At 38.4% G+C, this 12,005-nt stretch carries 7 protein-coding genes and 1 pseudogene; 1 reads left to right on the top strand and 7 read right to left on the bottom strand.

Going from position 1 to position 12,005, the window contains the following annotated elements:
- Nucleotides 1-147 precede the first annotated feature (147 nt).
- The 3 genes from menA to ACU1LP_RS18360 all read right to left on the bottom strand — a co-directional run bounded on the left by menA (nucleotide 148) and on the right by ACU1LP_RS18360 (nucleotide 3,897).
- On the bottom strand, nucleotides 148-1,050 hold the full coding sequence (gene menA, locus ACU1LP_RS18370; protein ID WP_445733851.1) for a 1,4-dihydroxy-2-naphthoate octaprenyltransferase: 903 nt from the start codon (nucleotides 1,048-1,050) through the stop codon (nucleotides 148-150).
- A 1-nt stretch (nucleotide 1,051) separates the two neighbouring features.
- Nucleotides 1,052-1,891, bottom strand: a complete 840-nt coding sequence (locus tag ACU1LP_RS18365) for a 1,4-dihydroxy-2-naphthoyl-CoA synthase (protein ID WP_445733852.1) — start codon at nucleotides 1,889-1,891, stop codon at nucleotides 1,052-1,054.
- A 1,340-nt stretch (nucleotides 1,892-3,231) separates the two neighbouring features.
- Nucleotides 3,232-3,897, bottom strand: a complete 666-nt coding sequence (locus tag ACU1LP_RS18360) for a uracil-DNA glycosylase (protein WP_445733853.1) — start codon at nucleotides 3,895-3,897, stop codon at nucleotides 3,232-3,234.
- 223 nt (nucleotides 3,898-4,120) lie between these two features.
- Between ACU1LP_RS18360 and ACU1LP_RS18355 the strand changes: the two genes are divergently transcribed.
- Complete coding sequence (locus tag ACU1LP_RS18355) at nucleotides 4,121-5,614, top strand: YfcC family protein (RefSeq protein WP_445733854.1); 1,494 nt, start codon at nucleotides 4,121-4,123, stop codon at nucleotides 5,612-5,614.
- Between the two features lie 115 nt (nucleotides 5,615-5,729).
- Here ACU1LP_RS18355 and ACU1LP_RS18350 read toward each other — a convergent pair whose 3' ends face one another.
- The 4 genes and pseudogenes from ACU1LP_RS18350 to ACU1LP_RS18335 all read right to left on the bottom strand — a co-directional run bounded on the left by ACU1LP_RS18350 (nucleotide 5,730) and on the right by ACU1LP_RS18335 (nucleotide 11,425).
- Nucleotides 5,730-7,097, bottom strand: a complete 1,368-nt coding sequence (locus ACU1LP_RS18350) for an NAD-dependent succinate-semialdehyde dehydrogenase (RefSeq protein ID WP_445733855.1) — start codon at nucleotides 7,095-7,097, stop codon at nucleotides 5,730-5,732.
- A 5-nt stretch (nucleotides 7,098-7,102) separates the two neighbouring features.
- Nucleotides 7,103-8,761: an acetolactate synthase large subunit gene (locus tag ACU1LP_RS18345; protein ID WP_445733856.1), complete on the bottom strand. Its 1,659-nt coding sequence runs from the start codon at nucleotides 8,759-8,761 to the stop codon at nucleotides 7,103-7,105.
- A 147-nt stretch (nucleotides 8,762-8,908) separates the two neighbouring features.
- Nucleotides 8,909-10,096 (bottom strand): annotated as a pseudogene (gene ltrA, locus ACU1LP_RS18340) (group II intron reverse transcriptase/maturase); the annotation flags it as partial.
- Between the two features lie 735 nt (nucleotides 10,097-10,831).
- Nucleotides 10,832-11,425, bottom strand: a complete 594-nt coding sequence (locus ACU1LP_RS18335; RefSeq protein WP_445731728.1) for a dioxygenase family protein — start codon at nucleotides 11,423-11,425, stop codon at nucleotides 10,832-10,834.
- Nucleotides 11,426-12,005 lie beyond the last annotated feature (580 nt).

Below are 12,005 nucleotides of genomic sequence, written 5' to 3'. Positions count from 1 at the left end.
GCACTGCGCCAGATTTTACTTCATCATGAAATTCTGGGCTTTCCATAACTTTAAGTGTTGTTTTTTCTTGTGAATGGGCCCATGGGATTACTGAACACACAAGCAGAAGTACTATTTTTTTCATGGTTCTATCAACAATCTATAAATTTACATTAAATACCCAATTCCCATAAGAACCGCTAAAGCAACCGTGGTCAACGCCACTTTTTTTAACTCGGGATCCAACATTTTAGGGTCTTTGTTTTTTATAACTTTTTTAATGTGAATGATCAAAGGGATGTAGGTGATAAAAAAAATGAAATTGTATAAAGAGGTATAGTACAAAATACCAAATAGCCCCGATAAAACAATGGCAGAAACGATAAGCCCTATATGGTATTTTTTAGCATTGTTGATGCCCAATTTAACGGCCAGTGTTATTTTTTTGGATTTTTCATCAGATACGATATCACGCATATTGTTAAGGTTCAAAACCGCTACACTTAGCAAACCAATGGTAAATGCAGGCAAGAACACCAGATGGTCTATGGTTTTTGCATAAAGAACATAACTACCTATAACACTGATCAATCCAAAAAAGAGGAACACATAAAAATCGCCCATACCCTTATAGCCGTAAGGACTGTCTCCCATGGTGTAACGAATGGCCGCTGCTACAGCCGCAATGCCTAACAAAAAGAACAAAACGGTAAGTAAGAAGTATTTAACGCCAAATGCCGTAAAAATGAGCAATAGTGCTAATATTATTGAGATCAATACATTTATTTTGATGGCGCCAAATAGGTCTTCCGCAGAAAGTTTTCCGGTTTGAACGGCACGCCCAGGACCAAGCCTGTCGTTACTATCGGTACCCTTTATACCATCACCATAATCATTGGCAAAATTTGAAAGTATTTGAAAACTTAAGGTGGTTAAAATGGCAAGAATAAAAATGTTCCACACAAAATAACCATTGTATTCTGCAAAAAAAGAACCTAAAATAATACCTGAAATTGATAATGGCAGCGTTCTTAAACGCATGGTGGAAAGCCAAACAGAAATATGCTTCATATTAAGGAATCCATTTCTTTACAAAATTAGGCTTGCGCTTTTCTAAAAAAGCATTTCTGCCTTCAACCGCTTCTTCGGTCATGTAGGCCAATCGGGTTGCTTCACCTGCAAAAACTTGCTGTCCAACCATGCCATCATCGGTTAAGTTCATGGCGAATTTCAGCATTCTTATGGAGGTGGGCGATTTTGCCAATATTTCCTGTGCCCATTCAAAGGCAGTTGATTCTAACTCATTATGAGGGATTACGGCATTTACCATGCCCATATCAAAAGCTTCTTGCGCTGAGTAATTTCTTCCCAAGAAAAAAATCTCGCGCGCTTTTTTCTGCCCCACCATTTTTGCTAAATATGCCGACCCATAGCCACCATCAAAACTGGTAACATCAGCATCTGTTTGTTTAAAAATAGCATGTTCTTTACTGGCCAATGTTAAATCGCAAACCACATGTAAACTATGTCCGCCACCCACTGCCCAACCAGGAACAACCGCTATCACTGCTTTGGGCATAAAACGGATCAATCGTTGAACTTCCAAAATATTCAATCGGTGGTACCCATCATCACCCACATAACCTTGCTTGCCTCTCGCTTTTTGATCGCCACCGGAACAAAAACTCCAAATACCATCCTTGGTTGATGGCCCTTCGGCGGATAATAGAACCACTCCAATATTTACATCTTCATTGGCATCATAAAACGCATCGTAAAGTTCGCTGGTGGTTTTTGGCCGGAAAGCATTTCTAACGTCTGGTCTGTTAAAAGCTATTCGAGCAACACCATGGCATTTTTTATAAGTGATGTCTTCATACTCTTTAGCAATTACCCAATTTGCTCCTTCCATTTTTAATATTTTATTCAAAAATATATTTTATTTTAAGAAATACCCTCATAAACATTGAAAATTACATTTTTTTAATTGAACTCATTTAAAGTTTTTGGATCGAGGGGAAAATCAATCATTTTTTTTACCAGTTGAAGGCTTTTTTTAGTTGCATAGCATGGCTACGGAACGAAAAAAAAGACACAACCTGCGGCAGGCAGGTTTTAGCCAATTGAAAAACTTTAAATAAGTTCATTCATAATACTTGTTAAATCAACCTTAAAGCCAGGGCAAACGCCTTTAAAAAATGTTCTTAACCTGAGTTCGATGTAAGCAAGAATCAAAATAACTGAATATCAATCACATTCGTCATTGCGAGGAGGCACGACGGAGCAATCTGTTTAATTTATAAATAAAATCCAATAAGTTCAATTTAAAAGATTGCTTCGCTTTTTTCTAATGAAAAAGCTTCCATTGAGAAGTATTTTATATTTTTGATGTAAGTACATGAAAAAAATTGAAACATACATTTAAATAACTGATTATCAATAGCTTTATAGTCTTTGGCGTTTCAGTAGGCTTAATAGAGTTTAATAAATGTTTAATATGATTTTTTGTCATGTACTAAAATATTTGATTTTCAAATATTTAAATAGCGCTCAAATTTTAAAAACACCCCTAAAGTGCCCTCTAGGGGACCATCCATATTTTCAAATTTTCAGTTTCAAATTCAAATTCAATTTAATTGTCAACAATATCTCTTGATAATTTTTTTATCGTTGCCTCTCAATGACAAAATTATTAAACTCCTGATTATTAATAGTATGCACTAATCCTTATGTAAACTCAGGTTCTTATATAACTCATGATAAACTCCTTTATATAATGGTTTTTTCTTTATGTATCGTGTGCAATGGCTATAACACACCTGCTTGCCGGTCTTTAGGAAGGCACACAAAGTATTACACGTCCCGATGCTCTGGGACCATAAAGATTATTATGTCCATAAAAGCGTTTGGCCTGCCCCGTTAGGGACTCCATTAGAAAAAAAAATCTTAAAAAATAAAAATGCAAATGCTTTTTGTAAAATTTAAAAAAAAAAAAGCAAATAAATGCATCTGTGTAGTCTTTTATTTATTATTTTTGTGTTTAATTTAAATAATCATTGATGAAATATATGGTTTCAGCTTGTTTATTTTGTATTTTGCCGATGTATTAAGTCCCAAAGCCTATGTTAATTAAAATTACACTTATAGTTTCCATTTTAGTCGTTATCAATTTTCTGTTACTAAAATTCAGTTGCAATAAAACCATAAAATCAGTTAGAACAAATAAGGCACCTCTTGTTTTAAAACCCGAGCTTACCATTGAATTGGACTCGCAGCCACTTGCGCCAACAGGAAGTTAGTTTTACCAAAGTGTTTGTTTCCAAACCAATAGCCTCTATTGGCGCTTAATGGGGAAGGATGCCCTGATAATAAGATGCTATGTTTTTTCGGGTTTATCAATTTTGATTTTTGTTTTGCAAAACCGCCCCAAAGTAAAAACACAACGTTTTCCTTTTTATCGCTAATCGTTTTTATTACGGCATCTGTAAATACCTCCCAACCTTTGTTTTGATGGCTTCCCGCTTGATGCGCCCTCACTGTAAGCGTTGCATTTAATAGCAATACGCCTTGGTCTGCCCATCTGGTTAAATTTCCACTTTTAGGGTATTCAATTCCTAAATCCGTTTCAATTTCTTTAAAAACATTGATGAGTGATGGCGGATGCTTCATGCCGTCGTTAACAGAAAAGCACAATCCATTGGCTTGACCAACATCATGATAGGGGTCTTGGCCAATAATGACCACCTTTACATTTTCAAAATGGCAGTGGTTAAACGCATTGAAAATTTGATTCCCCGGAGGGAAACATCTGTTGTTCCCATATTCCGTTCTCACAAAATTCGTTAAATCCTTAAAATAAGGTTTTTCAAATTCGGCCTCAAAATAAGGTTTCCAACTTTTGTGTATATCAACATTCATTATCTTAATTATAGAGTCTGTTTAAAATTTCGTTAATTATTTTTTTATGTCTCTTTTTGCGCATTATCTCGTTAAAATCTTGAACCGTAACTCGGCTATGTTTAAAAATTTTACCTCATACTGCATCAAAAATAGCCTATAAAAAATCTAATCACAAATTCTTAAACAGACTCAAAAAATCGAACTAAAATAATACTATCTTTATTCTTATAAAACATTAAGTTTGAAAAAAACAAAATTCCCAACCGCACAAACCATACTTTTTATTATTGCAGCATTGGTGGCCATCCTTACATGGATAGTCCCTTCTGGCAAATTTGATTCTTTAGCTTATAACAAAAACGAGAACACATTTACTAGAACCAGTTTGGATAAAACCGAAATATTAGTGGCATCGCAAGCAACTTTAGATGCTTTAAAAATTAAGATTCCCATAGAGAAATTTACCAATGGCGATATTTGGAAACCTATTAGCATCCCAAATACGTACCATAAAGTGGAAAATAAACCCCAAGGCTTAGTTGAATTCATAAAATCGCCCATAAAAGGGATTATTGAGGCTGCCGATATCATCTTTCTGGTGCTGTTTATTGGCGGTCTTATTGGTATTATGAATTACACAGGTGCTTTTGATGCTGGAATATCGTGGTTAGCCGAAACCTTGAAGGGCAAGGAATTTATTTTAATTGTGCTGGTCACTGTGTTGGTGGCCATTGGAGGTACCACTTTTGGGTTGGCCGAAGAAACCATTGCCTTCTACCCTATCCTGATACCCATATTTTTAGCCGCAAAATATGATGCCATGGTAGCTTTGGCATGTATTTATTTGGGCTCGTCCATTGGTACCATGTGCTCAACAACCAATCCTTTCAGTACCATTATAGCTTCAGATGCTGCCGGGATAAATTGGACCACCGGCTTAACAGGGCGCTTAATTATGCTTATTTTAGTTACTTTAATATCCATCATTTACATTCTCCGCTATGCACAACGTGTAAAAAAAGACCCTTCCAAATCGGTAATTTTCAGTCAAAAAGACGACATTGATGCCCTATTTGGCAGTACCACATCTTCTGAAGCAACATTAACCATGCGGTTAAAATTGATACTTTTTGTATTTGCCATGTGTTTTGTCGTCATGATTTATGGGGTATCGCAATTGGAATGGTGGTTTTTGGAAATGACCGTTGTATTTTTTGTGGGTGCCATCATTATTGGAATTATCGGAAAAATCAACGAATATACTTTTGTAGATCTTTTTGTAAAAGGTGCCAGCGATTTACTGGGTGTTGCCATCATTATTGGCATTGCCAGAGGTGTTACCATTTTGATGGTGGACGGACAAATAAGCGATACTTTGCTTTATTATGCCAGTAATGCCACCAATGGTATGAATAAAGGGCTGTTTATAAACGTGATGCTCTACATTTATGGCGGATTGTCTTTCTTTATTCCCTCTTCTTCCGGTATGGCGGTATTGACCATGCCCATCATGTCGCCATTGGCCGATGGTGTGGGCATTGGCAGGGAAGCCATCGTGAATACTTATCAATTTGGTATGGGACTATTTGCTTTTATAAGTCCGACTGGATTGATATTGGCATCTCTTGCTGTTGTTAAGGTTGGCTATGATAAATGGCTGAAATTTGTGATGCCCTTGGTCATTATCTTATTGATTTTTACCATGGTTATGCTAACTGTTTCGGTTTATTTATAGGTTTTAATTAATCGTATAGGAAATTCAGGTAATTTGGTTTGTTATTCTTTTTATAATGAACTCATTTGCGGAAGAAAACTTTTAAAAGAAAAATAAGCAAATAAAACGATTGCTTTTAATCAATCCAAATAGTTTTTGTGTTCATAAACTCTCGGATACCATAGCCCGAAAGTTCCCTGCCATAACCGCTGTTTTTAATCCCTCCAAAAGGCAATCTTGGGTCTGATGCCACCAATTTGTTCACAAAACTATTTCCTGCCTCCAGCTGTAGCGCCACTTTTTCACCACGTTTTTCATTGCCTGTAATGACGCCGGAACCCAGACCGAAATGCGAATTGTTGGCCAGTGCAATGGCATGGTCTTCATCTTTGGCACGGATTACAGATGCTACGGGCCCAAACAGTTCTTGGTCAAAACCTTCCATCCCGGGTTTTAAATCCGCAAGAATGGTCGCAGGGTAATAAGCACCTTTTCTATCTGGTACGATGCCTCCTAAAACCAATCGGCCTCCTTGTGCAATCGTTTTTTCTACTTGCCCGTGAAGTTCGTCCCTTAAATCCGCTCGTGCCATCGGGCCATAATAGGTATCTTCATCTGTGGGCGCTCCCATTTTGGCTTTTTTCATTTTTGTGGTAAACAGTTCCAAAAATGCATCATAAATGGCATCCAGAACAACGAACCGTTTGGCTGCAATACAGGTTTGTCCGTTATTTTGCAACCTCCCAAACGTTGCCAAATCGGTAGCTGTTTCCAAATCGGCATCCTCTAGAATGATGTAGGCATCACTCCCTCCCAATTCCATAACGGTTTTCTTTAAATTTTGTCCAGCTATGGCGGCTACCGAGCGTCCTGCGGGCTCACTGCCCGTTAGGGTAACGGCAACAATATGGTTGCTTTCAATAAGGTCCTTTACCTGTTTGGAACGGACATTCAAATTTGTAAAAACGTCTTTTGGGAATCCTGCCTTGGCAAAAGCATCTTCTAAAGCCAAGGCACACCCTTGCACATTGGAGGCGTGTTTTAAAACCCCAACATTCCCTGCCATTAATGCGGGTGCTGCAAAACGAATGACTTGATAAAACGGGAAATTCCAAGGCATAACAGCTAAAATTACCCCTAAAGGTTGAAACGTGACATAGCTTTTGGTGGCTTCTGTTTTTATGGTTTCATCAGCCAACAGGGTACTGGCGTTGTCTGCATAAAATCGGCATACCAAAGCGCATTTCTCAATTTCTTTGCGAGACTGACCAATGACTTTACCCATTTCGGTGGTAGCCAATTGTGCATAGGTTTCTTTGTTGTCTTCCAGAACGTCTGCCAATTTGTGCATCAATTTGGCGCGTTTTTCCAACGAAAACCGTTTCCAATCGTTAAAGGCCGCTTGGGCTTTTGTTATTTTTTTTAGTGCTTCATCAGTAGTGATACGTTCGTATTCGGCTACTTTTTCGCCGGTTGCAGGATTAATTGTTGTTGTTGTGGACATATTTTTTATTTTTTAAGGGTTTCTGAAAATTCTTTAATAAGAACATTCAATATTTCGTGATTTAATGAATAATCAACCGCAAGGTCGATAAGGTGGATTCCTTTGGAATCGAGTGCTTTTTTAAAGATGTCTTTAAAGTTTTCAACGGAATCCGGTCGATAGCCTTTGGCACCAAAACTTTCGGCATATTTTACAAAATCCGGGTTGGTGTAATCCAATCCGAAATCTTTAAAACCTTCATCTTCTTGTTTCCATTTTATCATGCCGTAAGCACTATCATTTAAAATGATGACAACCAAATCCAATTGCATCCGCATAGCGGTTTCCAATTCTTGGGAATTCATCATAAAACCGCCGTCACCATTTACGGAAACCACTTTTTTATCAGGATTCAATTCTTTTACCATAATGGCAGAGGCAAGTCCGGCACCCATGGTAGCCAAAGCGTTATCTAGAATTAAACCGTTTTGGGCATAGACTGGGTAATTGCGTGCAAACCATATTTTATACATGCCGTTATCAAGCGTTACCATACCGTTATCGGGCAATATCTCTCTGGTTATTTTGACCAAACGTTGTGGCAAGATGGGAAAACGATCATCTTTTTCATATTTTGATAAATGATTGGTAACATTGTTTTTTACCTCTAAAAAGAACTCCAAATCCCATTGGTTGGCATCCGGTTTAAGAGCTTCGGTTAGTTTTGAAATACTTGTGGCAATGTCTCCTATTACATTAAGCTGTGGAAAATATACCTCATCAATTTCCGCTGGAAAAAAATTAACATGGATCACTTTACGGTTATCCTCAGGATTCATAAAAAACGGTGGTTTTTCAATGGTATCATGGCCCACGTTGATGATAAGATCTGCGCTACGGATGGCTTCGTGCAGAAAATCATAATCTGATAAGGCTGCGGTTCCCAGATACAAGGGATGGCGCTCATCTATAATCCCCTTCCCCATTTGCGTATTAAAAAAAGGAATTCCCAAAGCATCTACAAATTCAGTCAATGCTTTACAGGCACGTTTACGGTTTGCACCCGCTCCAATAAGCAATAGCGGCATGTTTGCCTTTTTGATCATGTTGGCAGCGCCAATTATGGTTTCGGGTATGGCATGGGGTATTTTAAAATCAACCACATCAAAAACATAAGGTTTTTTTATGTCTTCGCGCGCAATATCTTCGGGTAATTCTATATGGACCGTTCCTGGGCGTTCTTCTTGCGCTAGCCTAAATGCTTCCCTAATTATGGAGGGAATATGTTCACTATGGGTTACTTGCTTCGTGAACTTGGTGAGTGGTTCCATCATTTCAACCACATCGACAATTTGAAATTTACCTTGCTTACTTGTTTTTATAGGCTTTTGTCCCGTAATGATTACCAGTGGCATGGCGCCCAATTGTGCGTAAACAGCAGGCGTTACCATATTGGTAGCCCCTGGGCCGAGTGTGGACATGCATACGCCCGCTTTACCCGTTAACCTTCCATAAGTGGCTGCCATAAATCCGGCACCTTGTTCATGGCGCGTGAGCAGCATTTTTATTTTATCTGATTTCCGAATGGATTCCAATATATCCAAATTCTCCTCGCCTGGCAATCCGAAAATATACTCTACGCCTTCGTTTTCCAATGCTTTTATAAATAGGTCTGACGCCTTCATGAATCTTAATTAAATTTTATATAAGTTAACATAAAAAAATATATACACAAAATGAAGGTAATTAAAGTAGGAGACAAAGTTAAGTTTAAACCTTGACTTTGTCGTCCTCTCACACCACCGTATGTACTTACGTGTACGGCGGTTTCCTTAAAGTGGTTTACAAAATAACTTCTGATAATTCGATGTCAGGCTGTAAAAGCCTTGTTCTAAAAACCAGTTATTATTCATTCCTATGTTTGATGCAGGGCTGTTAGACAATCGCCACCATCCTTTCCCGCTTAATGCCAATCGCCAACACAGAGTCTTTTCTACTTTTAGCTTCTGCAGAAATCTGACTACTCCGATGGCTCGTTTGCATTGTTTTAATCTAAAACATTTGAGCCGTCTGCGTAGCCACCCTTCTATTGCTGGGAGTTTACTTTTCATTTGTGCCAAGTGAAAATACTGCAACCATCCTTGTGCAACAACTGTTAGTCCTTTCAAGATTTGCTCAAGGCTGACACCTCTTTTTCGGTGGGTTACCATTTTGAGTTTGTCTTTGAGACGTTGTTCACTCGATCTGCCCAAACCCAATTTACCTCCGTATAATAGACTATGTCCTAAGAAGTTCACCTGATGGCACGGTTTAATACCGCTCTTTTCTCGGTTTACTTTTAGTTTCATCTTGTTTTCTATAAAATCTATGACGCTTGCCTGTACTCTTTCGGCACTCTTCTGACTGCTTACAAGTATTTGTACATCATCGGCATAGCGAACAAAATTCAAACCTCTGCGGTTTAATTCTTGGTCCGGTTCATCTAAAACAATGTTGGAGAGCAGCGGGCTTAAAGGGCTTCCTTGCGGAGTGCCTTTTGTCCGTTGTTCTTGGAGTCCGTCGGTTAGAATGTCCGTCTTTAGAATTTTTAAGATAAGCCGTAAAAGTTGCTTATCTCCTATTCTGGTACTCAATAGCCACATCAATCTTTGGTGATTTACCTCATCAAAGAATTTGGCCAGGTCTAGATCTACTGCCTTGGTCTTGCCTGATTTGACAAACTTACAAGCCTGTCCCAAAGCTTGATGGGCGTTGCGTTTGGGACGGAATCCGTAACTGTTGGGCGAGAACTTCGGGTCGGATATTGGTTGCAGTACTTGACTGATGGCTTGTTGCACCACTCGGTCTTTTACGGTGGGGATGCCCAATTGGCGAAATCCGCCCTTGGGTTTTGGGATTTGGATCCCCCTAACGGCTTGTGGTTCGTAGGTTTCTTGTTGTAGTTCCATTTGAAGTGCTTGGTAATGCTCGGCAAACCAATCTCCAAAGTCTTTTACGCTCATTTTGTCCACGCCTGCACTTCCGCCATTGCCTTCTTACCTGCCTATAGGCTTTTTGCAAATTGCTGAAACTTGCAACTTGTCTCAGTAAACTTGTTGTCTGATTTCGTTCTTCCTTGCATATAGAAAGCCACCCGGGATTTACCTTTCCGCTGTTTTGATACCATACGGGTGTCGCTACAGCGAAAAGGTCGTTGTTATGAAAACATTCTTCCTGTCCAGCAGGCTCCATCTGATTCTTCAACTGTTTTCTATCCTTTTTCATTGTCTTTTACTATTCTAAAAAAAAACTCCTCAGCTTTAAGGGTTCAGCCCTTCGCTCCACATTCATTACGAATGCTTCTCCGCTAATATGGCTTCGGCTGACTTCTGCAATGATACTTTGCCTAAACAGTTCGCTCGTCCCGGCCTCGGTTATCTATTGCAGACCTCCTACGGTAAACTCATATCTCTTTCACTGTAACCGACATAATTTACTACCTCTGTTTACGTCCAACTATCGGGCTTTGCGGTCTAATGCCCACTGACCCACAGAGTAAGCCTTATATTATGTTTCTGTTCGTTCAGTCACAGATTTGCCGCCAGATTCCTTCAGATTCTCCCTCACGAAAGACACCCTTGCTCTTGGCTGACGATTCCCATTGGCAGGCTCGTTCGGGATTTGCACCCTATAGATATATGGTATGCGTAGCGCACAAACAAAAAAAAATCCCACCAGAAGTGGGACTTTTAAGTTTTGGTGTGATCAATTGATTTCTATTGCAGGTTTGGTACGCCTTTTTCCAGCCTGATATCTCTATTGGCAACATACATTCCGTCTTTTTTTTCAAGTTTTAAGATGCTTTGTACTACTTGTGCACGACATGCGAGTGTTAAATCCGGTATTAAAGGATCATCGTTAAAAAAGAAGGAATTCAATTCTTTTTCGGGCTGTCCGGGAACTTTGATAATACGTTGTATCTGTTTTAGTTCTTTTACGTATCTGTTTGCCCCGGGCATAAAGGTATAAAACGTGTAACGTCCATCGGCATCAGTTTTTATCCAAGCTCTGTGGTACACATAACGTTTGCGCTTGCTGTCTTTTTTCAATTCGTAATTGCCATCTTCATCGGGCTGGCATATATACAGAATAACATCTTTAGCAGGCGTTTTGCCATCGTTTTCATAAATGGTTCCAGTGATCATGAGCTTGTTTACCTTAGAATCAAAATCCGGAATGGTATCCGTATTGTTTAAAGGGCGCTCTGAATAATCATTTATAGGGCTGCTTTTTTTATCGTTTTGTGCATTTAGTACATTATAGAAACTAAAAATGCATACAAAACACATTAAGGGAAGTATTTTTTTCATGAGAGGTATTGGATTAATTATTCTAAAACTAAAAAATTTGATTCGTTAGTGAATTAAAAATGGTATGAACGTGCTGTTTTTTCGTTAAAAGGAGCAATTATCGACGAAATACATGGCGAAAAAGAGCTATTTATAATAGATTCAATTTGAATAATTTGACCGATATTTTGAAAAGAACTTGTGTCCGGTAAAGAATCAAGACCGCTTCGCTGTTAGAATAAAGACTTGGACGTAACTATCTGATAAACAAACTAATTGATTTTTAAACTTTTATTAGGGTTAAAACTAAGAAAAGGGTGATAATAGACCAAAACACTCTAAATATAGAATCAATGACAGTGTTTAAACATTTTTATTGGTCAGCACTATTTAATAATCAGTAACTATTCGGCTGATTGAAAATTTTTTAACTCTGTATGTGATAATTTCATGAATTAAAATCCATGAAAATCCGTGACCCGAGCGATAGCGAACAGGCGAAGCAAATCAGTGTCTAATTTATCAGTTTTTATGGGTGTACGACAAATTTCCATTTTCCAAAAAATATTATCTTTGACCTAAAAACCGATGAGCAGAAAAT

The sequence above is a fragment of the Mariniflexile sp. genome (assembly GCF_052728615.1).
Note: the sequence above shows the minus strand (reverse complement) of the source record. Positions and strands in the feature narration are given on the sequence as shown.

What these genes read in the sequence shown, in the direction of transcription:
- menA (WP_445733851.1), bottom strand. Translation starts at nt 1,050, where the DNA reads ATGAAGCATATTTCTGTTTGGCTTTCCACCATGCGTTTAAGAACGCTG.
- ACU1LP_RS18365 (WP_445733852.1), bottom strand. Translation starts at nt 1,891, where the DNA reads ATGGAAGGAGCAAATTGGGTAATTGCTAAAGAGTATGAAGACATCACT.
- ACU1LP_RS18360 (WP_445733853.1), bottom strand. Translation starts at nt 3,897, where the DNA reads ATGAATGTTGATATACACAAAAGTTGGAAACCTTATTTTGAGGCCGAA.
- ACU1LP_RS18350 (WP_445733855.1), bottom strand. Translation starts at nt 7,097, where the DNA reads ATGTCCACAACAACAACAATTAATCCTGCAACCGGCGAAAAAGTAGCC.
- ACU1LP_RS18345 (WP_445733856.1), bottom strand. Translation starts at nt 8,761, where the DNA reads ATGAAGGCGTCAGACCTATTTATAAAAGCATTGGAAAACGAAGGCGTA.
- ACU1LP_RS18335 (WP_445731728.1), bottom strand. Translation starts at nt 11,425, where the DNA reads ATGAAAAAAATACTTCCCTTAATGTGTTTTGTATGCATTTTTAGTTTC.